This is a genomic window from Janthinobacterium sp. C22, from assembly GCF_057919405.1.
In genome coordinates, this window is record NZ_CP193659.1 from 898928 (window position 1) to 921855 (window position 22928).

The window sequence follows — 22928 nt, forward strand, 5'->3', positions numbered from 1 at the left end:
GCTCCCCTACCAATTTATTTGCGACCGTTCCCAAGCGGTCTGCCCGCGCTGCCGTGGCGCCTTTCCTGCCGATGTCGCGTGCCGAGATGGACGCGCTGGGCTGGGACCAGTGCGACGTCATCCTCGTCACGGGCGATGCCTACATCGACCATCCGAGCTTCGGCATGGCCCTGGTCGGCCGCCTGCTCGAAGCGCAGGGTTACCGCGTCGGCATCATCAGCCAGCCGGACTGGCTGTCGGCCGACGCCTTCCGCATCCTCGGCAAGCCGCGCCTGTACTACGGCATTACCGCCGGCAACATGGATTCCATGGTCAACCAGTACACGGCCGACCGCAAGATCCGCTCCGACGACGCCTACACGGCGAATGCCGAACCGAACAAGCGCCCGGACCGCGCCGTCACCGTGTACGCCCAGCGCGCGCGCGAAGCGTATTCCGACGTGCCCATCGTCATCGGCAGCATCGAGGCGTCCTTGCGCCGCATCGCCCATTACGATTACTGGTCGGACAAGGTCCGCCGTTCCGTCTTGCCCGATTCCAAGGCTGATTTGTTGATTTTCGGTAATGCCGAGCGGGCGCTGGTCGACCTGACCCACCGTCTGGCCGCCGGCGAATCGATCAAGGATATCCGCGACCTGCGCGGCACGGCCTTCATGGTGCCGGCCGGCTGGCTGCCCGGCGACGACTGGGGCGTGCACAATTCCACCCGCGTCGACGTGCCCGGCAAGATCGACCCGCACTACAGCCCCTACGAGATGGTGCAGGAAGACAAGACCGCCTGCGCCACGGAAAATGCGTCGAAATCGGCCGAAGTCATCAAGCCGATCCGCATCATGAGCCGCGAAGAGCGCCTGGCCATGGCCAAGGAAAAGCACGACAAGACCGTCGTGCGCCTGCCCGCCTACGACGTCGTCAAGGATGACCCCGTGATGTATGCGCACGCCTCGCGCGTGTTCCACCTGGAATCGAATCCCGGCAATGCGCGCGCCATGGTGCAGGCGCACGGCGAGCGCGACGTGTGGCTCAATCCGCCGCCGCTGCCGCTGGCCATGGACGAGATGGATGGCGTGTACGACATGAATTACGCGCGCGCCCCGCACCCGAGCTATGGCAAGGCGCACATTCCCGCCTGGGAAATGATCCGCTTTTCCGTCAACATCATGCGCGGCTGCTTCGGCGGCTGCACCTTCTGTTCGATCACGGAGCACGAAGGCCGCATCATCCAGAGCCGTTCGGAGCCATCGATCCTGCGCGAAATCGAACATATCCGCGATAAAACCAAAGGCTTTACGGGCACTATTTCCGATATGGGTGGCCCGACGGCGAATATGTACCGCCTCGCCTGCAAGGAAAAAGAGATTGAAGTGTCGTGCCGCCGCCTGTCGTGCGTGTACCCGTCCATCTGCGTCAACCTGGGCACGGACCACAGCAAGCTCATTTCCCTGTACCGCAAGGCGCGCGCCATTCCCGGCATCAAGAAAGTGCTGATCAGCTCGGGCTTGCGCTACGACCTGGCCGTGCGTTCGCCCGAGTACGTCAAGGAACTGGTGACGCACCACGTGGGCGGCCTGCTGAAGATCGCGCCCGAGCACACGGAAGAGGGGACGTTATCGAAGATGATGAAGCCCGGCATCGGCGCCTACGACGAATTCAAGGAAATGTTCGACCGTTTCTCCTTGGAAGCAGGCAAGAAGCAATACCTGATCCCGTATTTCATCGCCGCCCATCCGGGCACGACGGACACGGACATGCTGAACCTGGCCCTGTGGCTGAAGAAAAACAATTTCAAGCTGGACCAGGTGCAGACCTTCATGCCCACGCCGATGGCGATGGCCACGACCATGTATCACACGCGCAAGAATCCCCTGCGCAAGGTGACAGCCGACTCGGAAGTGGTGGAAACGGCCCGCAGCGGCAAGATCCGCCGCACCCATAAAGCCTTCCTGCGCTACCAGGACCCGGCCAACTGGCCGATCCTGCGTGAAGCGCTGGTCAACATGGGCCGTGGCGACTTGATCGGCAATGGCGACAAGCATTTGATACCGGCCTGGACCTCGTCCGAGTCGGGCGGCCTGGCCGCTGGCGAACGCAGCCGTCAGACGCATGGCGCCGGCACGCCGGACAAGTTCAAGGTCACGCCAGGCAAGAACCGCATCGCTCTGGGCGGCACGGCAGCGGCGCCGAAGGCGACCGCCGTCGAATCGAAGGTGCGTCCATCGATACTCTCGACCATCAAGACGAAGGCCAAGCCGGCCGCCGCGCCGATGGGCCGTGGCGGCAAGCCGCCGGCCAAGGGCGGCCATGCCGCACCGGCACGGGGCGGACGCAAATAAACGGTCTTCGGCCTTCGGGCTTCGACTGAAAACCCGGCAACGCGTACTGCGTTGCCGGGTTTTTTGTTATGGGTGCACCAGGATGGGGCATGGCACGCCATGGCGGCGGGATTTTTACCAATATTTAAAAATTGAATAGAGCAAAAGGCAATTTTCCCTTGTGGCAACTTGGTGTTTGAAAATATACTCGTTGGATATTTAGCCGTACGGCAACAAAGCTGCCTTTCTGGCAATCGCCAGCGTACGTGACTCCCAGCGTTGATATGAAAAGAGATGCCAATTGAAATGCCTTTCCTGCCAGGCCGAGAATAAGCCGGGCGCTAAATTCTGTTCTTCCTGCGGCACCACGTTTGCCGTTGTTCCCGCCGCCGCCCCGGTACCGGGCAAATCCTGTGGCCAGTGCGGCCATGAATGCAAGCCCGATGCCAAGTTCTGCCCCAAGTGCGCGTTCAGCTTTGCCGTGGCCCCAGTGGCGTCGCCGGCACCTGTTGCGGCACCTGTTTCGGCGCCGATTCCTGAGCCAGTGAATGCGGTCGTTCCTGAGCCGGCGCCAGTGGCAGAGGTGGTCGCGCAAGCTGTCGCTGAACCCGTGCCCGTTGCCATCCCGCAGCCAGTCGCGCCGCCGCCGCCCGTGCTGGAAAAGCGCCGTGCCGATCCCGCACCCGCACCCGCACCGGCACCGGCACCTGCTCCCGTGGCAGAACCAGCTCCCGCGCCCGATGTGCCGGTGGACAGCCCACCGGCTGGCGGCCGCATGCAACTGATCGCCGCAGCCGTCGCAGCGGTGGTATTGCTGGGTGGTGCGGGCGCTTACTATTTCTTGTCAGGCAAGCCGGCTGCAGTAGCGCCGGAACCCGTTGTTCCAGCGCTGGCGGACCCTGCGCCTGCCGCCGAGCAGCCGCTGGCCATCAGCGACCCGGCGCTCGACGGCGCGACGGCGGCCGAGCCTGCCGTTGCGCCTGCTGCGCCCGCCCCGGCGCCTGTCGCCGCGCCCGCCCCCGAGCCGGTGCCCGCACCCGCCCCGGCCCCGGCTGTGGAAAAACCGGCTCCCGTCGCGGAAAAACCGGCCAAGCCCGTCAAGGTGACACCGCCACCGGCGCCTGTCAAACAGACTAGCGGCCTGGAAAGCGTGATCACGGACAGCCTGTCGGAAGCGAGCCACTGCATGAGCCAGCGCAAGTACGACTGTGCCATCGCCAACGCGAATGCCGTGTTGCGCATGGACACGGGCAACCGCCATGCGCTCGACATCAAGCGCAAGGCGAAAGAGGCGCAGGACAAGGCGCTGTCGCAAATCCAGATCGAGTAAGCCGCGCGGCTTGCCTTCCCTTCCTATTTTGATACTCCTGGAGAATAACGTGAAAAACTTGAAACAAATTGCCAAGCCCATGGTGGCGCTGCTGGTCGTGTCCTCGATGCTGGCCGGTTGCGCCGCGCCGGGCGGCCCTGGCGCCACGGGCAGCACCACCACCGCAGGCACGGAAGCGGCCAGCGGCGAGTGCAACACGGCCATGCTGGCCGGCATCGGCGCCGTCGTGGGCGGCTTGCTGGGCGGCGGCAACAATACCGTGCGCGGCGCGGCGCTGGGCGCCAGCCTGGGCGCGCTCGCCTGCGTGGCCTTGAATTATCAAAGCCAGCAAGTCAAGACGTCGCAGCAGGTGCAAGCCGACTACAAGGTGGCCAACAAGGGCAAGCTGCCCGAGCAGTCGACCCTGGTGAAGTACGAGACGGGCTTTACGCCATCCTCCGTGCGTCCGGGCCAGAAGGCGCAGACCAATTCGTATATCGAAGTGGCGGCCGGCACGCGCGATCCGAACCCGCTGGTGGAAGAGGAATTGAGCCTGTACAAGCCAAATGGCGAGCTGATCAAGACCGTGCGCAAGGTGGTCAGCAGCAACAACGGCAGCGGTGCCTACAAGGGCGGCTTCTCGATTCCCATGCCTGAAGGCGTGCCGCAGGGCATTTACCCGGTGCGCACGGCCCTGTACCTGAATAGCAAGCGCGTCGGCGGCCAGGACGTCAAGCTGCAGATCGTCCAGCGCCAGGCGCCCGTGAGTGAGCTGCAACTGGCTCTCGCCTACTAACACCTTGGTAGCACGGGGCGGCCAGGCAGGCCGTCCCCTCCCGATTCATTTCCACTAGGCTTTACATGACCATTTCCACAGAAGCACATAACCCTCTTCCCTTTTCCTCCGCCGTGGGCTCGCTGATCGAAGCGACCGACGCCATCAGGAATTTCCGCGCGATTGCCCTGCTGGCCCTGACCTTCATCGGCGCCGTGCTCGTCGGTGGCGTGCTGACGATGCTCGCCGGCAGCATGGGCAGTGTCTTGCTGGGCTTCCTGGGCGGCCTGATGGCCTTCCTCGTGATGTTTTACGGTTCCAACGCCGTGGGCATCCTGCTGATGCGCGATGCGCAGGGCCAGCCGGGCATGAGCCTGGTGGATGCCGTGCTCGTCTCGCTGTACACGAGCCACCGCCTGATCGCGGTCGTGTTCCTGGAATTTCTGATCGTGCTGGCGGCCATGATCGCCATCGCCATCATCTTGTTCCTCTGCAAGATTCCCGTGCTCGGTCCCGTGCTGTACACGGTCGTCTTCCCGCTGTCGGCCATCGTGCTGGGCGTGCTGGTGTTTGCCCTGTTCTACGTGATGCTGCCGCTGGCCGGCCCCGCCGCCTGGTCGGGTGCCACCGTGTTCCAGATCATTGCCCGCCTGAACCAGATCGTGCGCACCAAGCTGGTGTCGGTGATCCTGCTGGAAGTGCTGCTGTTCCTGATCACCGCGTTCGTGGCACTGCTGATCTTTGGCGTAGTGGGCACGGGCGTGTCGCTGACGACGGGCATGTCGGCCGGCATCCTGGGCCTGGGCGGCCAGATGAACATGTATTCCCTGGCTTCGGGTTTCAGTGGCGGTTCCGGCTACATCATCGCAGCCGGCCTCGGCGGCGGTTTGCTGATGGCGGCCGCGGCCGTGGTGCCGGGTTTGATCTTCAGCAAGGGCGTGTGCATCATTTACCTGAACGCCACGCGCAACGTCGATTTCAGCGCCTCGGAAGCGAGCCTGAACGACGGCCTGGCCACGGTCAAGAAAAAGCCGAGGAAGCGCGCGAACGCGCGCGTGCCCTGGCCGAACAGGCCGCGGCCCCAGCCGCTCCGGCAGCGCCAGCGGCTGCGCCCGCTGACGGCCTGCACTGCCCCAGCTGCAAGGCGCCGGTCGCGTCCGATGACGTGTTCTGCGGCGAGTGCGCGCATAAACTCAAGTAAGGCAGACCATGGCGCAATTCTGTAGACAGTGCGGCACCGCCCACGCGCCCGACGCGCGCTTTTGCGACGAGTGCGGCAAGGTCGTCAACGCCGCCCCGGCCGCGACGCCGGCGCTGTCCGGCGTGAAGCGGCGACACGTCGTCATCGCCGGCGGCGTGCTGGCGCTGGTCATCGTGGCCGGCGGCGCCCTGGCGTGGCTGCTGGCGCCGGAAGCGGCGTCGGCCAGCAGTTTTGGCCGCGCCATCGACGCCCATCTGGCGGCCGACGAGGCGGCGCGCGACAAGCTGCTGTGCCTCACCGACTTGCCGTACCAGAAGGAAGAAATCCGCGTGGCGTCGTACGACAGTTCCACTCGGCAATGGCTCGATGCGCTGGTGCGTAGCGGCTTGTACAACGCTCCCGTCGAGCAGAGCAGCGGCGTCTGGATTGTGCAAACGCAATTTGTCTACGCGCTGGCCGCGCCCGGCAAGGCGGCCTTGCGCGGGAATAAGCTGTGCGTGGCCAAGGGCCTGAAAGTGGCCAAGGTCAGCGGCTACGAGCAGGTGCGCGAGATGGGCGGGCAGCAGGTGGCGATGGCCACGGCCACCCTGGCGCTGACCGATGAAGCGGCGTGGCTCGCCAAATCGGCCGACCGGGCAATGATCCTGCAACACTTGCCGCATGGCGACCTGGAAGTGCAACTGCCGCTGGCCCTGGTCGACAAGCAATGGCAAGTCACCGACCGCGCGCAACTGCACCAGGCCGCCATGGCCATGCGCCAGGCGTCCGGCGCGCAAGGAGCTGACATGCTGGACAAGCTGAAAAGCCTGTTCCGCTTTGGCGGCCATCCGCTGGTGGGCAAATGGAAGGGACCGATGGGCTCGGTCCTGGAATTCACGCGCGACAGCGTGATCGATAACGGCAAGGAAACCAAGGTGACGTTTACCACCGAGGGCGATGCCGTGACGGTCATGTCGGAAGAGGGGGCGACGTCGCCATGCAGATCACGCTGAGCGAGAACACCAACACGGCCACGCTGATGCTCGGCGGCATGCCGATCGCGGTGCTGCAGCGCGTGCGCGATTAAGCGTCGGGCAGGCGGTGCAGCCTGCCGCCTTGCCTCATTCCCGAAGCCCGGCCCTGCCGGGCTTTTGATGCCCGCAGGCAGGGGCGCACACGTCAGTTTGTCTTGACATCAAGATAGTTCGCGCCCACACTGGCTTTTTATCTTAACGTCGAGATAGTTTCATGGCCTCTTCCTTTGCCCGCCCCGCCTGGGGCGATATTCTGCTCACGGCGCTGGCGCCCCTGATCTGGGGTTCCACGTACATCGTCACGTCCGAACTGCTGCCGCCCGACCGTCCCTACACGGCGGCCCTGATCCGCGTGCTGCCGGCCGGCCTGCTGTTGCTGTTGACCATGCGGCGCCTGCCCGCGCGGCGCGACTGGGTCCGCGTGTTGATCCTGTCCGCGCTGAATATCGGCGTGTTCCAGGCGCTGCTGTTCGTGGCCGCCTACCGCTTGCCGGGCGGCTTGGCGGCCGTGGTGGGGGCCATCCAGCCGCTGCTGGTGATTGGGCTCGCCTGGGGCGTGGAAGGGCGCCGGCCGGCCCGCCTGACCTTGCTTGCCAGCGTGCTGGGCGTGGCCGGCATGGGTGTTTTGTTGTTGTCGCCGCGCACGGTGTGGGAACCCGTCGGCATCGCCGCCGCGCTGGGCGGCACGGCGTGCATGGCGGCCGGCACCTACCTGACGCGGCGCTGGAAGCCGGACTTGCCCGTGCTGGCGCTGACGGGCTGGCAATTGCTGCTCGGCGGCCTGATGCTGGCGCCCGTCGCCTGGCTGGCCGACGCCCCGCTGCCGGCCTTGTCGCTGCAACAAGTGCTGGCCTACGCCTACCTGTGCCTGGCCGGCGCCCTGCTGGCCTACGCCTTGTGGTTCCGCGGCATCGCCAGGCTGTCGCCCGTGGCCGTCTCCTCGCTGGGACTGCTCAGTCCCCTGATGGCCGTCGTGCTGGGCTGGGCCTTGCTGGGGCAAGCCATGACGGGATGGTCGATGCTGGGCTTGCTGCTGGTGCTGGCCAGCGTGTTGGCGGTGCAGTGGGCCAGCGCCCGTCCCGCAACAAACGCCTGACTTCCGCGTATTTCCCCTCGGCAGGCTGACCGCGTCGGCCTGCCCCTTTCCCTCTGGGCGCTCCCTTTTTGCTGCACCGCACATACAGTTTTGCTTGCACTGATATGGGGCATTGAGGCACTATTCGCTTCGCGCAAACGTTTGCGCGCAACGAATTTCCACAAAAGCATGCAGTACACGTGCTTGACCAACCACTCTGGAGACGCTCATGACATCCCGTATTCGCCTGAAAATGATTGCCGCCGCTGTCCTGGTATGTGCCTTGCCCGCCGTGCCGGCGATGGCGCAGACGCCAGCCAAACCGAAGGTGGCATTGGTGATGAAGTCGCTCGCCAATGAATTTTTCCTGACCATGGAAAATGGCGCCAAGGCGCATCAGAAGGCCAATGCCGCCAAGTACGACCTGCTGTCGAACGGCATCAAGGATGAAACGGATACGTCGAGCCAGATCAAGCTGGTCGAGCAAATGATCGTCTCGCGCGTCAACGCGCTGGTGATCGCCCCGGCCGACTCGAAGGCGCTGGTGCCGGTGCTGAAAAAAGCCATCGACGCGGGCATCATCGTCGTCAATATCGACAACAAGCTCGACGATGGCGCCCTGAAAGAGAAGGGCATCACTGTGCCGTTCGTCGGTCCGGACAACCGCAAGGGCGCCAAGGTCGTCGGCGACTTCCTGGCCAAGCAGATCAAGAAGGGCGACCCGGTCGGCATCATCGAAGGCGTCTCGACCACCTACAACGCGCAGCAGCGCACCCTGGGCTTCCAGGACGCGATGAACGCGGCCGGCGCCAAGGTCGTCAGCGTGCAGTCGGGCCAGTGGGAAATCGCCCCTGCCAACACGGTGGCGGCCGCCATGCTGAACGCCAACCCGAATATCAAGGCTTTGCTGTGCGGTAACGACAACATGGCCATCGGCGCCGTGTCCGCCATCAAGGCGGCCGGCAAGACGGGCAAGGTCCTCGTCGTCGGCTACGACAACATCAACGCCATCAAGCCGATGCTGGCTGACGGCCGCGTGCTGGCTACCGCCGACCAGTTCGGTTCGCAGCAAGCCGTGTTCGGCATCGACACCGTGCTCAAAGCCCTGGCGCAGAAGAAGAAACAGGCCGATCTCGGTGGCGTCATCGAAACCAAGGTCGAACTGGTCGCCAAGGGCGCCAAGTCCTGATCGTCTGATCCCGCCGGGGCCAGCGTCCGCGTCTCTGCCTGAGGCTGCGGCGCCGGCCCCGCCGTCTTTTTCCGCGGAGTTTTATCATGCCCACCGACATCCCCCCGGCGCCCTCAGCCGCCATCCCTCTATTGACCCTGGATAACATCGGCAAGTCCTATGTCGGCCCCGTGCTGGGCGGCGTGGGCTTGCGCTTCGCCCCTGGCCAGGTGCTGGCGCTGACGGGAGAGAACGGTGCCGGCAAGAGCACGCTGTCGAAGATCATCTGCGGCCTGGAGCAAGCCACCACGGGCACGATGTTGCTCGACGGCAAGCCCTACCAGCCCGCCTCGCGCGGCGCCGCCGAGGCGCTGGGCATCCGCATGGTGATGCAGGAACTCAATCTGATTCCCACCCTGTCGATCGCGGAAAACCTGTACCTGAAGAATTTGCCGCAGCGCTTCGGCTTCATCGACCGCGCCCGTCTCGAACGCGACGCGCGCGAACAGATGGAGAAAGTGGGCCTGGGCGCCCTCGACCCGTGGACCTTGGTCGGCGAGCTGGGCATCGGCCACCAGCAGATGATCGAGATCGCGCGCAACCTGATCGGCGCCTGCCGCCTGCTGGTGTTAGATGAGCCGACGGCTATGCTGACGCACCGCGAAGTGGAATTGCTGTTCCTGCAAATCGAGCGCCTGAAGGCCGACGGCGTGTGCATCATCTATATTTCCCACCGCCTGGAAGAACTCAAGCGCGTGGCCGACCGCATCGCCGTGCTGCGCGACGGCCAGCTCGTGTGCGACGACGATATCGCCGGCCACTCCGCCGCCGACCTGGTCAGCCTGATGGTGGGCCGCTCGGCCGACGACGCGGTCGACCTGAGCGGCCGCACCTTAGGCGCGCCGCTGCTGCGCGTGCGGGGATTGGCGCGCGGCAAGGTCGTCAACCCGACGTCGTTCGACTTGCGCGCCGGCGAAATCCTCGGCATCGCCGGCCTCATCGGCTCTGGCCGCACGGAATTGCTGCGTTTGATCTTCGGTGCCGACCGCGCGGACGCCGGCGACGTGTTCCTCGGCGACAGCGAAGTCCCTGCCGCCTTGCACTCGCCGCAGGCGGCCGTGCAAGCCGGCATCGCCATGATCACGGAAGACCGCAAGGGACAAGGTCTGTTGCTGCGCCAGTCGATCGCCGTCAACACGACCCTGGCCTCGCTCGATACCGTCAGCGGCGCTGGCTGGCTCAACGATGCGGCCGAAGCGACGGTGGCCGACGACTATATTCAGCGCCTGGGCATCCGCTCGCGCAACAGCGCGCAAACGGTGGCCGAGCTGTCCGGCGGCAACCAGCAAAAGGTGGTGATCGCCCGCTGGCTGTACCGCGACTGCCCCGTGATGCTGTTCGACGAACCCACGCGCGGCATCGATATCGGCGCCAAGTTTGATATCTATCAGGTGCTGGCCGAACAGGCGCGCCAGGGCAAGGGCCTCGTCATCGTGTCGAGCGACTTGCGCGAGCTGATGCTGATCTGCGACCGCATCGCCGTCATGAGCGCGGGCAGCATCGTCGACACCTTCGAGCGCGGTGCCTGGAGCCAGGACGCGCTGCTGTCGGCCGCCTTCTCCGGCTATTTGACCCCCAACTCCACTCCAGCTGCGGCCTGATCGCCGGAAAGATTCCCATGACCACCAACTCCTCTCCTTCGTATCTGCAGCGCAGCCTGGCCGACCTGAAAAACTATGCGGGCCTGATCGGTGCTTTGCTTGCCATGTGCGTGCTGTTCTCGTTTGCCAGCGAAAACTTCTTTACCCTGGCGACCTTGAGTACCCTGTCGAACAACATCCCGACCCTGGTCGTGATGGCCGTCGGCATGACGTTCGTGCTGATCATCGGCGGCATCGACCTGTCCGTCGGTTCCGTGATGGCGCTGGCCGCCTCCGTGCTGTCCTTGGCCGTCGTGCACTGGGGCTGGCCCGTGTGGAGCGCCGCCCTGCTGGGCATGTTCGTCGCCGCCCTGTGCGGCGCGACGACGGGCCTCATTTCCGTCGGCTGGCGCATCCCCTCCTTCATTGTGTCCTTGGGCGTGCTGGAAATGGCGCGCGGCATGGCGTATCAAGTGACCAATTCGCGCACGGAATACATCGGCAGCGCCGTCGACGGCATCAGCTCGCCCATTGCGTTCGGCCTGTCGCCCGCCTTCATCGCCTCGATCGCCATCGTCGTCATCGGCCACCTGGTGCTCACGCGCACGGTGCTGGGACGCCACTGGATCGGTATCGGCACGAATGAAGAAGCCGTGCGTTTGTCCGGCATCAATACAAAACCGTCGAAAGTGCTGGTGTTTGCCCTGATGGGCTTTCTTGCCGGCGTGGGCGCGCTGTTCCAGGTGTCGCGCCTGGAAGCGGCCGACCCGAACGGCGGCGTGGGCATGGAATTGCAAGTGATCGCCGCCGTCGTGATCGGCGGCACGAGCCTGATGGGCGGGCGCGGTTCCGTCATCAGCACGTTTATCGGCGTGTTGATCATTTCCGTGCTGGAAGCGGGCTTGGCGCAAGTGGGCGTGTCGGAACCCGTGAAACGCATCGTCACGGGCCTGGTGATCGTCGCGGCCGTCGTGCTCGACACCTACCGCCGCCGCGGCGAGCGTTCATAATACCGGCCCATGGCAACCATCAAGCAAGTGGCGCAGGCGGCGGGGGTCTCGTTTACCACCGTCTCGCACGTCCTCAACAATACCCGCCCCGTCAGCGACGAGGCGCGCCGCGCCGTGCTGGCGGCGGCGGAACAATTGCATTACGTGCCCAGCGCGCTGGCGCGTTCCCTGCGCAGCCGCAGCACGGGCACCATCGGTCTGATCATTCCGAACAATACGAACCCGTATTTCTCGGAAGTGGCGCGCGGCATCGAGGACAGCTGCTACGCGGCCGGCTACAGCGTGATCCTGTGCAATTCCGATGACGACCCCGTCAAGCAGCGCGATTACCTGAACGTGCTGCTGACCAAGCGTTGCGACGGCCTGATTCTGTCCGCGCTGGCCGACAGCGATGGCGAACTGCTGCGCAAGATGAAGGTGCCGGCCGTGCTGCTCGACCGCGCGCCCAGCGACCTGGCCATCGATGCGGTGGCCGTCGACAATCGCGCCGGGGGATCCTTGGCCGCGCGCCATTTGCTGGGGCTGGGGCGCCGGCGCCTTGCCTGCATCGCCGGTCCCCGCGAGGTGAGCATTTCCAACGAGCGCATTGCCGGCGCGCGCGGCGCCATGGCGGACGCGGGCGTGGTCCTGGCCGATGCCCTGTGCGTACATGGCGATTTTACGAGCGCGGGCGGCTATGCGGCCGCGCTGGACTTGCTGGCGCTGCCCCAGGGCCAGCGACCCGACGCCTTGTTCTGCTGCAATGACTTGATGGCTTTTGGCGCCCTGCGCGCCGCCGCCGAGCGCGGCATTGCCGTGCCCGGCGAACTGGCCGTCGTCGGCTTCGACGATATCGACCTGGCCAGCTTCGTGCATCCGGCCTTGACCAGCGTGGCGCAGAACACGCGCGAGCTGGGCCGCATCACGGCCGCGTGCCTGCTGGCGCGCATCGCCGACCCCGCCTTGCCGCGCCAGCAGCGCAGCATCGCACCCGAGCTGCACGTGCGCGGCTCCAGCGTGGCCGCCACCGTACCTTCTGCAGTACCTACTTCTTCTCCTGCAACTGAACTGATGGGAATGACATCATGATCGTGGTTATCGGCAGCATCAATATGGACCTGGTCTTGCGCGTGCCGCGCATGCCCCTGCCCGGCGAAACCCTGACGGGCGGCGCGTTTAGAACTATTCCTGGCGGCAAGGGCGCCAACCAGGCCGTGGCCTGCGCGCGCCTGAGCGGCAAGGTGGCGGGCGCCCAGCAAGTGGCCATGATCGGCTGCGTGGGCGACGACGCCTTCGGCGCCACCCTGCGCGCGGCCCTCGTGGGCGACGGCATCATCGACAGCCATATCAGCACCTTGCCGGGCGTGGCGTCCGGCATCGCCTCGATCCTCGTCGACGACAACGGCCAGAACAGCATCGTGATCGCCGGCGGCGCCAACGATCTGCTCAGCCCCGCGCACATCGACGCGGCGAAAGAGCTGATCGAGCAGGCGGACATCGTCGTGCTGCAGCTGGAAACGCCGATGGCCACCGTCGTGCACGCCATCAAACTGGCCCGTTCGCTGGGCAAGACCGTGGTGCTGAACCCGGCCCCGGCGGCCAGCTTGCCGGACGGCGTGCTGGAACTGGTCGACTACCTGATTCCGAATGAAATCGAAGCGGCCATGCTGGCCGGCGTCAGCCCGGATGGCGCCGATGCCCAGGCGCTGGCGGCGGCGCTGCAAAAGCTGGGCAGCGACAACGTCATCATCACGCTCGGCTCCAAGGGCGTGCATGCGTCCCTGTATGGCGGCGATTTCACGTTTCCGGCCGAAGCGGTGCAGGCGGTCGACACGACGGCCGCCGGCGACACCTTCATCGGCGGCTTTGTCGCGGGCCTGGCGTCCGGCATGGACGAGGCGGAATCCATCCAGCAAGGCCAGCGCGCGGCCGCCTGGAGCGTCACCAAGCCCGGCGCGCAAACCTCGATCCCCCACTTGCACGAGCTGTTCTAACGACACCCCGCCCATGAAAAAATCACCGCTGCTGAATATTGCACTGTCGCAACTGATCGCGTCGCTGGGCCATGGCGACATGCTCGTCATCGGCGATGCGGGCTTGCCGTCGCAGCCTGGCGTGCCCCTGATCGACCTGGCCCTGACGCGCGGCATTCCCGGCTTCATCGATACCGTCAACACGGTATTGACTGAAATGCAGGTGGAATACCATTTGCTCGCCAGCGAACTGCCGCAGCATAATCCGGCCATGGCGGCGCAGGTGGCGGCCTTGTCCCTGCCCGATGCGCGCCAGGTGACGCACGAGGAGTTCAAGCAATTGAGCAAGGGCGCGCGCGCCATCGTGCGCACGGGCGAGTGCAGTCCGTATGCCAACATCATTTTGGTCGCCGGCGTCGTGTTCTAGCGCAAACAATGGCGACATTGTTTGCCAAAAACATCAACGCTATTGTTCTCACTGAAATAATTATCCAATGGCAAAAGGGGCGGCTACAATAGCCTTACCCCTGCCAGCTCGGCAGCTTCCTGTGGTGTTCCGCCATGCCGATGAAAGCCCCCGACGCTTTCCGCCTAGTCTTGCCGCTCGCCGGCAGGCTGGCGCGCGGCTGGCGCGGCCTTTTCTTCCTGCTGCTGTGTCTGGCCACACAAGCCCGGGCGCTGGAACCCGTCTCCCTGCAGCTCAATTTCACGCACCAGTTCCAGTTCGCCGGCTATTACGCGGCCATCGAGCAAGGTTATTACCGCGAGGCGGGCCTCGACGTGACGCTGCTCGAAGGCAGCGGCGCGCCGCGCGCCGAGGCGGCCGTGCTGGCGGGCCAGGCCGAATATGGCGTGGGCAACAGCACCTTGCTGCTCAGCCGCCTGGCCGGTAAACCCGTGGTGGTGCTGGCCGTCGTGTTTCAGCATTCGCCCAGCGTGCTGCTGATGCGCCAGCATGGCGGCGCGCCCGACGTGCGCCGGCTGGCGGGCGCCCCCGTGATGATAGGCGCGCCCGCCGACGCGGCATCCGCGTCCGATGAAGTGTCGCTGTTCCTGAAGAAAATGGGCGTCGCGCCGCAGCAGATGCGCCACTTGCCGCCCAGCTACCGGGTCGAGGATTTGATCGAGGGCAAGGTCGATGCGATCGCCGCGTATTCCACCAACGAACCGGACTACCTGGACCGGGCGGGCTTTCCCTATTACCAGTTTACGCCGCGCACGGCCGGCATCGATTTCTACGGCGACAACCTGTTTACCAGCGAGCACGAACTGCGCCGCCATCCCGAGCGCGTGAAAGCGTTCCGCGCGGCCAGCCTGCGCGGCTGGCAATACGCGATGGCGCACCGCGAGGAAATGGCGCAACTGATCCATGTCAAGTACGGCCAGCGCCATGACCGCGCCCATCTGCTGTACGAGGCGCAGCAGATGGAATTGCTGCTGCAGCCCACGCTGGTGGAACCGGGCTACATGAATCCCCAGCGCTGGCAGCATATCGCCGATACGTATGCCGCCATGGGCGTGCTGCCGCGCGATGCCACGGACAGCCGCGCCTACCAGGGCTTTTGTACCGCCCCGTGCCAGGCGCGGACCTCGGCTGGCTGTACCTGTCGCTGGGCGTGGCGGGCAGCCTGCTGGCCGTGTCGGCCGCCTTTCACTTCAGCAATCTGGCACGCGAGCGCCGCCGCACGGAAGACACCATCCGCCAAGGCGAGTTGCGCTTTCGCACCATGTTCGAGCAGGCGCCCATGGGCATCGCTCTGATCGATACCGTGAGCGGACAGTTTCTGGATATCAATCCGCGCTATCTGGCCATCGCCGGGCGCAGCCTGGAGCACATGAAGCAGACGAGCTGGATGGAGATCAGCCATCCCGACGACGTGGCGGGCGAGCAGGCCCACGTGGCGCAGCTGCTGGCGCGGCGCATGCAGGGCTTTCGCCACGCCAAGCGCATCGTGCGCCCCGATGGCGGCGTGGTGTGGGTCGACGCCTCGGTGACGGCCATCGCCACGGCACGCCATGACGGCCCACACCACTTGTGCATGCTGGAAGACGTGACGGACAAGCGCCAAACGGAAGCGCTGATCTGGCAGCAAGCCAACTTCGATACTCTGACGCAATTGCCGAACCGCCGCATGTTCCACGAGCGCCTGCGCCAGGCGCTGGCCCAGGGCCGCCGCGACGCGAGCCGCGTGGCCATCCTGTTCATCGACCTCGACCATTTCAAGGAAGTCAACGACACCCTCGGCCACCACCAGGGCGATATCCTGCTGATCGAGGCGGCGCGGCGCATCCGCGTGGGCGTGCGCGAGACGGACACGGTGGCGCGCCTGGGCGGCGACGAGTTCACGGTGATCCTGTCCGACCTCGATGATTTGCAGCAAGTCGACCGCATCGCGCGGCAAATCCTCGACGGCTTGCTGGCGCCGTTCTTGCTGGGGCAGGAGCAGGCCTTCGTGTCGGCCTCGATCGGCATCACCCTGTATCCGGACGACGCGGGCACCATCGAGGAATTGCTCAAGCATGCGGACCAGGCCATGTATGTCTCGAAAGGCGCGGGACGCAACCGCTACAGTTATTTCACGCCCGCCATGCAGGTGGCGGCCGTCAACCGCATGCGCATGGGGGCGGACTTGCGCACGGCCCTGCGGGAACAGCAGATGCAGCTGCATTACCAGCCCATCGTCGAGCTGCATAGCGGCCAACTTGCCAAGGCAGAAGCCTTGCTGCGCTGGCACCATCCGCAGCGGGGCATCGTGTGCCCGCCCGATTTTCTGGCGCTGGCCGAAAGCAGCGGCTTGATCGTGGAGATCGGCGACTGGGTGCTGCGCACGGCGGCCGCGCAGCTGCTGCATTGGCGCGCGCAGGGCCAGGTCATCGGCTTGCCGGGGCTGCAGCTGTGCCTGAACCAGTCGTCGCTGGAATTGCAGCGCGAAGTCGAGGCGCCCGGCACCTGGCTGCGCCAACTGCTGGCGCTCGATGTGCCGCCTTCGGCCATCGTGCTCGACATGCGCGAAGATGTACTCTTACCTAACGGCAATAGCATGGCGCCACGCCTGCAGCACTTGCGCGAGGCGGGCTTGCAGATCGCCCTCGACGACTTCGGCAGCGGCCATGCCTCGCTGACGCAATTGCAGCAGTGCGGCATCGATTACCTGAAGCTCGACGGCGTGCTGGTGCGCAAGCTGGGGCCCGGGGCCAGCGAACTGGCGCTGTGCGAAGCCATCGTCACCATGGCCCACAAGCTGGGTTTGCAAGTCATCGCCGAAGGGGTGGAGACCGAAGAGCAGCGCGCGCGGCTGCTGGAGATCGGCTGCGATTTTGCGCAAGGTGAGCTGTTTGCGCCGCCGCTGGCCATCGAAGCGTTCGACGCGCTGCTGCACGCCAGGCGGCCCTTGCACCCTTGAAACAGGCGCGCCGCGCTACCAGATGTTACGCAAGCCTGCGGGACGGGGCCCCCGGCCTGAACGGGCTTATACTCGACGGGCTGGCGCCTGCGTCCGGCTTTGCTGTCATGGGTCCCGGACCCTACGCAGGCAAACCTTCTTCCATTCACTCAACTCGAGGTGACCTCATGGGCATTTTCAGCAATATCTACAACAAGATCTTCCACCATTCGTCCGACGCCGCACCGGCTGCCACGCCAGCCGCCGCCACGACGGCGCCGGCAGCGGCACCTGCGGCTCCGGCTGCCGCACCGGCGGCTGCCGTTCCCGTGGTGGACGTGGAAGTGGTGCTGGTCGACCTGGCCAGCAAGAACGCGGAAAAACTCAATTGGCGCACGTCCATCGTCGACCTGATGAAACTGCTTCAACTCGACAGCAGCCTGGCCGCGCGCAAGGAACTGGCGCAAGAGCTGCACTTCACGGGCGACACCAACGATTCGGCCAGCATGAACATCTGGCTGCACCGCCAGGTGATGATCAAGCTGGCGGAAAACGGCGGCAAGGTACCGGAAGAGCTAAAGAACTAAGAAGGAAACACCTGGCGGCGGCAGGGGTATCCACTGTCACCGCTATCCAATCCCGTGGGAACTGCCTATCATGGAGTTCCCATGGCGTCATGATAGCTAAAACCAATTGAAACTATTGTGACAATCAATTTTGAATATGGGTTAAAACCCCTTACACTAGAGTCTTACTGATTCACCACACGAGAGGAAATGACATGTCGCTGATCAATACCCAAGTTAAACCATTCAAGGCAACCGCATACCACAATGGCAAATTCGTCGACCTGACGGAAGCGTCGCTGAAAGGCAAGTGGTCGGTATTCGTCTTCTACCCGGCCGACTTCACCTTCGTTTGCCCAACCGAACTGGAAGATCTGGCCGATCACCACGCCGAGTTCCAGAAGCTGGGCGTCGATGTCTACGGCATCTCGACCGATACCCACTTCGCGCACAAAGCCTGGCACGACACCTCGGACGCCATCAAGAAAGTGCAATACGCACTGATCGGCGACCCGACCGGCGCCCTGTCGCGCAACTTCGAAGTCATGATCGAAGAAGAAGGCCTGGCACTGCGCGGCACCTTCGTCATCAATCCGGACGGCTTCATCAAAGTGCTGGAAGTGCATGACAACGGCATCGGCCGTGACGCATCGGAACTGTTGCGCAAAGTGAAAGCCGCCCAGTACGTGGCGAACCACCCAGGCGAAGTGTGCCCGGCAAAATGGACGGAAGGCGCCGCAACGCTGACCCCATCGCTGGACCTGGTCGGCAAGATCTAAGTCTCGATGCACGACGTAGCAAACAAGTAGTTACCGCGATGCCGGACCGGGCGTCCGGCCCGGCATTCGCCTAAATATTTGTAAAGGAAGAAAAAATCATGTTAGATGCAACCCTCAAAACCCAACTGAAATCCTACCTGGAAAAAGTGGTGTATCCGCTTGAGCTGGTCGCTTCTCTCGATGACAGCGCAAAAGCCCGCGAGATGAAGGAATTGCTCCAGGAAATAGTCCTGTTGAGCGACAAGATCACGCTGGTCGAGCGCCTTGACGCTGGCGTACGCACCCCGTCGTTCAGCATCAACCGTACCGGCTCCGACATCGGCGTGCGTTTCGCCGGTGTGCCGCTGGGCCACGAATTCACCTCGCTGGTGCTGGCGCTGCTGCAAGTGGGCGGCCACACCATCAAGTTCGACGACGCCGTGATCGAGCAGATCCGCAACCTCGACGGCGATTACGAGTTTGAAACGTTTATTTCGCTTTCCTGCCATAACTGCCCGGAAGTGGTGCAGGCCTTGAATGCCATGGCCGTGATCAACCCGCGCATCAAGGTCACCACCATCGATGGCGGCGTGTTCCCGCAAGAAGTGGAAGCGCGCCAGATCATGGCCGTGCCGATGATGTTCCTCAACGGCCAGCACTTTGGCCAGGGACGCACGAATGTCGAGGAAATCCTCGCCAAGCTCGACACCAATGCCGGCGCCCGCCAGGCGGAAGCTTTGAGCAAGAAAGACGTGTTTGATGTGCTGATCGTCGGCGGCGGCCCAGCCGGCGCGGCAGCGGCCATCTATGCGGCCCGCAAGGGCATCAACACGGGCGTGCTGGCCGAGCGTTTCGGCGGCCAGGTGCTCGATACCCTGGCCATCGAGAACTTTATTTCCGTCAAGGAAACCGATGGTCCGAAGTTCGCCGTGGCGCTGGAACAGCACGTCAAGGAATACGACGTCGACATCATGAACACGCAGCGCGCCGCGAAATTGACGCCAGGCAAGCTGATCGAGATTGAAACGGCGAATGGTGCCGTGCTCAAAGCCAAGACCGTCATCCTGGCCACCGGTGCCCGCTGGCGCGAAATCAACGTGCCGGGCGAGAAGGAATACCGCAACCACGGTGTCGCCTACTGCCCGCACTGCGATGGTCCCTTGTTCAAGGGCAAGCGCGTGGCCGTGATCGGCGGCGGCAACTCGGGTGTGGAAGCGGCGATCGACCTGGCCGGCCTCGTGAAACACGTGACCCTGATCGAGTTCGGCGCGGAACTGCGCGCCGATGCGGTGCTGCAGCGCAAGCTGCACAGCCTGCCCAACGTGACCGTGATCACCTCGGCGCAAACCACCGAGATCCACGGCGATGGCAAGATCGTCAATGGCCTCAGTTACACGGACCGGGTCAGCGGCGAGTCGAAGAAGGTCGAGCTGGAAGGCGTCTTCGTGCAAATCGGCCTGGTGCCGAACACGGAGTGGCTCAAGGGCACGGTCGCGCTGTCGCGCCACGGCGAAATCGAAGTGGACGCCCGCGGCCAGACCTCGATCCCCGGTGTGTTCGCGGCCGGCGACGTCACCACGGTGCCGTACAAGCAGATCATCATCGCCACCGGCGAAGGCGCCAAGGCAGCCTTGTCCGCCTTTGACCACCTGATCCGCTCGGATGACGAGGAAGTGGTCGAAGAGTCCGCGGCGAAAGAAGCATTGACGGCGTAAATCTTCACGCATAAAAAACCGGAACGGCCGCGAGGCCCTTCCGGTTTTTTTATGCGTAAAAGAAACTTAACTGCCCGCGTACAGGGGATTGGCGGCCACGTACACCGCGATGCCGTCGACGGCCATGTCCTTCGGTGCGATCTCGGCCAGGGCGAAGACGGTCTTGTTGTTAAAAGTTTGCACGTGCCATGTAAAACGCTGGCCGGCGCGCGCGATGGTGACGGTTTCGCCGCGCGTGACGTTGATGTGGCGCGTATCGGGCTGCAGCTCGATGCTGCGCTGGGCGGCGGCGTGCGGGGCGCTGCTGCCATAGTCGGCGGCCGTGCCCGTGGGGCCGGCGGCGATCGCCGAGGTGGCAACGGTGGTGAGGGCGGCGCACAGGATGGCCAGGGCGCTGCGGTGGGTGTTCAACATATCAATCTCCAAGAATTAGCCTGGCGCGCCGAATAAGCGCGCCATGTTGTCGTTGTGGCTGCACCGGGATCGCCGGTTTTTGCAACACGGCATCGTAAGCGGTTCTTGGCCGATCTGCAAAGCTGTATTTCCTGTCTATATTTCCACGGTGGCCGCCAGCGGCACGTCCGGCGCCATGTGGCTGGTCAGCACGATGCACTGGCGCGCCAGGCGCGATGGCTCGGCCAGGCGCGCGCGCAAGTAAGCCATGGCGGCCGCGTCGAGGCCATTGAACGGCTCATCGATCAGCAGCAGGCGCACGGGCAAGGCCAGGGCCAAGGCCAGCTGCAGTTTTTTATGCTGGCCCAGCGAGAGGGCGTTGATGCTTTGCTGCAAGGTTGGCAGCAGGGCAAACGCGCTCAGCTCATCGTTCAGCAGGGCCTGGTCGCTGCCCGGGTACAGGGCCAGGTGCAGGTCGAGAAACTCGTACACCTGCAGCCAGGGCAGGGCGGGTGCATCGCCGCCGCAATAGAAGGCCTGGGCGCGGTAGGCCAGCGGCATGAAGCCGCTGTCGATATCGTTCAGGCGGATGGCGCCGCGCGCGGGCAGCAGGGCGCCGCCCGCCAGCTTCAGCAGGGTTGTCTTGCCGGCGCCGTTGGCGCCGCGCAGCCAGGTGACGCCGGGGCCGAATTGCTGGTTGAATCCCTGGAACACGCTGTGCGTGGGGAAGTGAAAATCGAGGTGCTCGATGTGCAGAGTGGGACGACAGGCATTCAATTCCATAATTCGCTTCCGATGGCGCTCAAGGCAAGGATGGACAGGACGACGAGGGCGACACGCCCGCGTGCCGTCAGGCGGGGCAGGCCGACGATGGCCAGCAGGGCGACGCTGGCGGTGATGGCATACACCCTGGTCGCGCGCTGCTGCAAGGCGGCGGGATCGGTGGCGTACAGCAAGACGCCGGCGGCCAGCAGCACGGCAAACGCTGGCAGCAGGCTGGCCGCGCAAGCCCGGCGCGTCAGGGCCGTGCTGGCCAGGGGCCAGGCGTTCAGCACGGGGCGCAGCACGGCGATCTGCTCGCGCACGGCCTTGTCGCCGCGGTCCGTCACAATGACCAGGCTGGCGCTGGCCAGTAAACCGAGCAGCGGCGCGGGCACGAGGGGCGCGCGCAGCAGCCAGGCCAGCATGCTGGCGCCGGCCGTAGCCAGCAGCACGCTTTGCTGCAGGCCAATCACATTTTCATTGCGCCAGAACGGCAGCCAGAACAGCTGGCGCCACAGGAAGACGCTGCGCCAACGGGGGCTGCGGCACATAGGTGCTCATCGTGGGCGCCCGCGCCCTTTGGGCGGGGTGCGGCGCGCGCAGGCGCTGTGCCATGATGAGCGTCGTCAGCAGCCAGGCCAGCAGCCAGGCGGCGAGGGTGGCGGCTATGCCGGGCGCGACGACCGGGCGCAGCCAGGGCGGCGACTGCAGCAGCCAGATGCTGGCCGAGACGGCGTACGCGAGGCCCAGCGGCAGCATCAGCAGGCCGGCCACGGCCACATCGGCTTGCCAGCGCAGGCGCGGCGGCAAGGGCAGCTGGCGCAGCCAGGCGGCGGTATGCGCCGGCAGCAATCGCTTGCGCAGCAGCCAGGCGGGCAGGCAAGTGAGCAACGCCTGCGCACCCAGGATGGCCAGCGCCGTGGGCCAGGCGTGCGTCACGGCGAGAAAGCCGGGCAGGGCGATGACGCTGAGCAAGCCCAGCAGGACGGGACCGGCCAGGAACACGAGAATCTCCATGGAACTGGCCAGGCTGGCGGCAAATTGCAGCAAAGCATGATGGGCCAGGCGCAAGCGCAGGGCGAGGTAGGGGGAAAAGCTGCGGGGCAGGCGCATCAAGGCGTGGACTGAGTCAGGGTAGCGCTGATTCTAGTGCATTTGCTGTTCCAGAATGGGAAAAGCCCTTCGGTTCCAGGAACCAAAGGGCTTTTCTTTTATTGGCGGAGCGGACGGGACTCGAACCCGCGACCCCCGACGTGACAGGCCGGTATTCTAACCAACTGAACTACCACTCCAAGCTCGTATGATCTGTGTTGCTGATCCATGAAGCACTGGATAATTTTCTGTATTGGTGGTGGGTGCTGAGAGGCTCGAACTCCCGACCTACGCCTTGTAAGGGCGCCGCTCTACCAACTGAGCTAAGCACCCGCATACCCAGAAAACTATCCCGACGTTTGTCACCACGTCTGGAAGAGGCACTATTATAGGGGGCGCTTTCGTGCTTGTGCAACTATTCTTGAGGGGGAATGGCAGTTTTTTTGCTGAAAAGCGCAAAAATGTTCAAGGAAGGGAGTACTGGCGTGATTTCTGCTGCTGAAATGGGAAAAGCCCTTCGGTTCCAGGAACCAAAGGGCTTTTCTTTTATTGGCGGAGCGGACGGGACTCGAACCCGCGACCCCCGACGTGACAGGCCGGTATTCTAACCAACTGAACTACCACTCCAAGCTCGTATGATCTGTGTTGCTGATCCATGAAGCACTGGACAGTTTTCTGATTTGGTGGGTGCTGAGAGGCTCGAACTCCCGACCTACGCCTTGTAAGGGCGCCGCTCTACCAACTGAGCTAAGCACCCGTTGCTTGTCTCAGAAAACCATCCCGACGTTTGTCACCACGTCTGGA

Annotated in this window: 21 protein-coding genes and 4 tRNA genes; 17 read left to right on the plus strand and 8 right to left on the minus strand. The window is 64.4% G+C overall.

Annotation, left to right across the window (positions count from 1 at the left end; all coding sequences use genetic code 11):
* The first annotated feature begins 71 nt into the window (after positions 1 to 71).
* The 17 genes from ACRHIG_RS04025 to ahpF all read left to right on the plus strand — a co-directional run bounded on the left by ACRHIG_RS04025 (position 72) and on the right by ahpF (position 19877).
* A complete protein-coding gene (locus tag ACRHIG_RS04025; RefSeq protein WP_489630737.1) occupies positions 72 to 2333 on the plus strand; it encodes a YgiQ family radical SAM protein in 2262 nt (753 codons plus the stop codon).
* Between the two features lie 280 nt (positions 2334 to 2613).
* Positions 2614 to 3642 carry a zinc ribbon domain-containing protein gene (locus ACRHIG_RS04030; RefSeq protein ID WP_489629431.1) on the plus strand — a complete coding sequence of 343 codons (1029 nt, stop codon included), beginning with the start codon at positions 2614 to 2616 and terminating at the stop codon, positions 3640 to 3642.
* Positions 3643 to 3691: 49 nt separating this feature from the next.
* The gene (locus ACRHIG_RS04035; RefSeq protein WP_489629432.1) at positions 3692 to 4417 is read left to right on the plus strand and encodes a hypothetical protein; all 726 of its coding nucleotides are present in this window, start codon (positions 3692 to 3694) and stop codon (positions 4415 to 4417) included.
* Between the two features lie 65 nt (positions 4418 to 4482).
* Positions 4483 to 5622, plus strand: coding sequence for a hypothetical protein (locus ACRHIG_RS04040; protein WP_489629433.1), 1140 nt, complete (start codon positions 4483 to 4485; stop codon positions 5620 to 5622).
* Positions 5606 to 6589, plus strand: coding sequence for a zinc-ribbon domain-containing protein (locus ACRHIG_RS04045; RefSeq protein ID WP_489629434.1), 984 nt, complete (start codon positions 5606 to 5608; stop codon positions 6587 to 6589). The genes ACRHIG_RS04040 and ACRHIG_RS04045 overlap by 17 nt, the downstream gene beginning before the upstream one ends.
* Positions 6590 to 6824: 235 nt before the next feature.
* Positions 6825 to 7706, plus strand: a complete 882-nt coding sequence (locus tag ACRHIG_RS04050; protein ID WP_489629435.1) for an EamA family transporter — start codon at positions 6825 to 6827, stop codon at positions 7704 to 7706.
* Between the two features lie 208 nt (positions 7707 to 7914).
* Positions 7915 to 8874: a sugar ABC transporter substrate-binding protein gene (locus tag ACRHIG_RS04055; protein ID WP_489629436.1), complete on the plus strand. Its 960-nt coding sequence runs from the start codon at positions 7915 to 7917 to the stop codon at positions 8872 to 8874.
* Positions 8875 to 8960: 86 nt separating this feature from the next.
* Positions 8961 to 10514, plus strand: coding sequence for a sugar ABC transporter ATP-binding protein (locus ACRHIG_RS04060; RefSeq protein ID WP_489629437.1), 1554 nt, complete (start codon positions 8961 to 8963; stop codon positions 10512 to 10514).
* Positions 10515 to 10531: 17 nt separating this feature from the next.
* Positions 10532 to 11503: an ABC transporter permease gene (locus tag ACRHIG_RS04065; protein ID WP_070303783.1), complete on the plus strand. Its 972-nt coding sequence runs from the start codon at positions 10532 to 10534 to the stop codon at positions 11501 to 11503.
* A gap of 9 nt (positions 11504 to 11512) precedes the next feature.
* A complete protein-coding gene (locus ACRHIG_RS04070) occupies positions 11513 to 12571 on the plus strand; it encodes a LacI family DNA-binding transcriptional regulator (RefSeq protein ID WP_489629438.1) in 1059 nt (352 codons plus the stop codon).
* Positions 12568 to 13476, plus strand: coding sequence for a ribokinase (gene rbsK / locus ACRHIG_RS04075; protein WP_489629439.1), 909 nt, complete (start codon positions 12568 to 12570; stop codon positions 13474 to 13476). The genes ACRHIG_RS04070 and rbsK overlap by 4 nt, the downstream gene beginning before the upstream one ends.
* A 13-nt stretch (positions 13477 to 13489) precedes the next feature.
* Positions 13490 to 13882 carry a D-ribose pyranase gene (gene rbsD / locus ACRHIG_RS04080; protein WP_099666108.1) on the plus strand — a complete coding sequence of 131 codons (393 nt, stop codon included), beginning with the start codon at positions 13490 to 13492 and terminating at the stop codon, positions 13880 to 13882.
* 134 nt (positions 13883 to 14016) lie between these two features.
* Complete coding sequence (locus tag ACRHIG_RS04085) at positions 14017 to 15216, plus strand: ABC transporter substrate-binding protein (RefSeq protein ID WP_489629440.1); 1200 nt, start codon at positions 14017 to 14019, stop codon at positions 15214 to 15216.
* Complete coding sequence (locus ACRHIG_RS04090; protein WP_489630738.1) at positions 15201 to 16859, plus strand: putative bifunctional diguanylate cyclase/phosphodiesterase; 1659 nt, start codon at positions 15201 to 15203, stop codon at positions 16857 to 16859. The genes ACRHIG_RS04085 and ACRHIG_RS04090 overlap by 16 nt, the downstream gene beginning before the upstream one ends.
* Positions 16860 to 17026: 167 nt before the next feature.
* Positions 17027 to 17425, plus strand: coding sequence for a DUF3597 domain-containing protein (locus tag ACRHIG_RS04095; protein ID WP_489629441.1), 399 nt, complete (start codon positions 17027 to 17029; stop codon positions 17423 to 17425).
* A gap of 194 nt (positions 17426 to 17619) precedes the next feature.
* The gene (gene ahpC / locus ACRHIG_RS04100; RefSeq protein WP_070219447.1) at positions 17620 to 18183 is read left to right on the plus strand and encodes an alkyl hydroperoxide reductase subunit C; all 564 of its coding nucleotides are present in this window, start codon (positions 17620 to 17622) and stop codon (positions 18181 to 18183) included.
* 98 nt (positions 18184 to 18281) lie between these two features.
* Positions 18282 to 19877, plus strand: coding sequence for an alkyl hydroperoxide reductase subunit F (gene ahpF / locus ACRHIG_RS04105; RefSeq protein WP_489629442.1), 1596 nt, complete (start codon positions 18282 to 18284; stop codon positions 19875 to 19877).
* Positions 19878 to 19943: 66 nt separating this feature from the next.
* Here the strand turns inward: ahpF and ACRHIG_RS04110 are convergent, their stop codons facing one another.
* The 8 genes from ACRHIG_RS04110 to ACRHIG_RS04145 all read right to left on the minus strand — a co-directional run bounded on the left by ACRHIG_RS04110 (position 19944) and on the right by ACRHIG_RS04145 (position 22881).
* Positions 19944 to 20291 (minus strand): CzcE family metal-binding protein, encoded by a 348-nt coding sequence (locus ACRHIG_RS04110; protein ID WP_475416668.1) that lies wholly within the window; start codon positions 20289 to 20291, stop codon positions 19944 to 19946.
* Positions 20292 to 20426: 135 nt separating this feature from the next.
* Entirely contained in the window at positions 20427 to 21053 is a 627-nt protein-coding gene (locus tag ACRHIG_RS04115) for an ABC transporter ATP-binding protein (protein ID WP_489629443.1), read from the minus strand.
* On the minus strand, positions 21044 to 21583 hold the full coding sequence (locus ACRHIG_RS04120; RefSeq protein ID WP_489629444.1) for a hypothetical protein: 540 nt from the start codon (positions 21581 to 21583) through the stop codon (positions 21044 to 21046). Before ACRHIG_RS04120 ends, ACRHIG_RS04115 begins: the two co-directional genes overlap by 10 nt.
* Positions 21510 to 22148 (minus strand): hypothetical protein, encoded by a 639-nt coding sequence (locus ACRHIG_RS04125; protein WP_489629445.1) that lies wholly within the window; start codon positions 22146 to 22148, stop codon positions 21510 to 21512. The genes ACRHIG_RS04120 and ACRHIG_RS04125 overlap by 74 nt, the downstream gene beginning before the upstream one ends.
* A gap of 99 nt (positions 22149 to 22247) precedes the next feature.
* A tRNA-Asp gene (locus ACRHIG_RS04130) sits at positions 22248 to 22324 on the minus strand.
* Positions 22325 to 22381: 57 nt separating this feature from the next.
* Positions 22382 to 22457: transfer RNA gene (locus tag ACRHIG_RS04135), tRNA-Val, on the minus strand.
* 217 nt (positions 22458 to 22674) lie between these two features.
* A tRNA-Asp gene (locus tag ACRHIG_RS04140) sits at positions 22675 to 22751 on the minus strand.
* A gap of 54 nt (positions 22752 to 22805) precedes the next feature.
* Positions 22806 to 22881, minus strand: a tRNA-Val gene (locus ACRHIG_RS04145).
* Between the last annotated feature and the right edge of the window lie 47 nt (positions 22882 to 22928).

Excerpts from the sequence above, each read along its gene's own strand:
- ACRHIG_RS04025 (WP_489630737.1), top strand. The coding sequence starts at position 72 with ATGTCGCGTGCCGAGATGGACGCGCTGGGCTGGGACCAGTGCGACGTC.
- ACRHIG_RS04040 (WP_489629433.1), top strand. The coding sequence starts at position 4,483 with ATGACCATTTCCACAGAAGCACATAACCCTCTTCCCTTTTCCTCCGCC.
- ACRHIG_RS04045 (WP_489629434.1), top strand. The coding sequence starts at position 5,606 with ATGGCGCAATTCTGTAGACAGTGCGGCACCGCCCACGCGCCCGACGCG.
- ACRHIG_RS04050 (WP_489629435.1), top strand. The coding sequence starts at position 6,825 with ATGGCCTCTTCCTTTGCCCGCCCCGCCTGGGGCGATATTCTGCTCACG.
- ACRHIG_RS04055 (WP_489629436.1), top strand. The coding sequence starts at position 7,915 with ATGACATCCCGTATTCGCCTGAAAATGATTGCCGCCGCTGTCCTGGTA.
- ACRHIG_RS04060 (WP_489629437.1), top strand. The coding sequence starts at position 8,961 with ATGCCCACCGACATCCCCCCGGCGCCCTCAGCCGCCATCCCTCTATTG.
- ACRHIG_RS04065 (WP_070303783.1), top strand. The coding sequence starts at position 10,532 with ATGACCACCAACTCCTCTCCTTCGTATCTGCAGCGCAGCCTGGCCGAC.
- ACRHIG_RS04070 (WP_489629438.1), top strand. The coding sequence starts at position 11,513 with ATGGCAACCATCAAGCAAGTGGCGCAGGCGGCGGGGGTCTCGTTTACC.
- rbsK (WP_489629439.1), top strand. The coding sequence starts at position 12,568 with ATGATCGTGGTTATCGGCAGCATCAATATGGACCTGGTCTTGCGCGTG.
- rbsD (WP_099666108.1), top strand. The coding sequence starts at position 13,490 with ATGAAAAAATCACCGCTGCTGAATATTGCACTGTCGCAACTGATCGCG.
- ACRHIG_RS04085 (WP_489629440.1), top strand. The coding sequence starts at position 14,017 with ATGCCGATGAAAGCCCCCGACGCTTTCCGCCTAGTCTTGCCGCTCGCC.
- ACRHIG_RS04090 (WP_489630738.1), top strand. The coding sequence starts at position 15,201 with ATGGGCATCGCTCTGATCGATACCGTGAGCGGACAGTTTCTGGATATC.
- ACRHIG_RS04095 (WP_489629441.1), top strand. The coding sequence starts at position 17,027 with ATGGGCATTTTCAGCAATATCTACAACAAGATCTTCCACCATTCGTCC.
- ahpC (WP_070219447.1), top strand. The coding sequence starts at position 17,620 with ATGTCGCTGATCAATACCCAAGTTAAACCATTCAAGGCAACCGCATAC.
- ahpF (WP_489629442.1), top strand. The coding sequence starts at position 18,282 with ATGTTAGATGCAACCCTCAAAACCCAACTGAAATCCTACCTGGAAAAA.
- ACRHIG_RS04110 (WP_475416668.1), bottom strand. The coding sequence starts at position 20,291 with ATGTTGAACACCCACCGCAGCGCCCTGGCCATCCTGTGCGCCGCCCTC.
- ACRHIG_RS04115 (WP_489629443.1), bottom strand. The coding sequence starts at position 21,053 with ATGGAATTGAATGCCTGTCGTCCCACTCTGCACATCGAGCACCTCGAT.
- ACRHIG_RS04120 (WP_489629444.1), bottom strand. The coding sequence starts at position 21,583 with ATGTGCCGCAGCCCCCGTTGGCGCAGCGTCTTCCTGTGGCGCCAGCTG.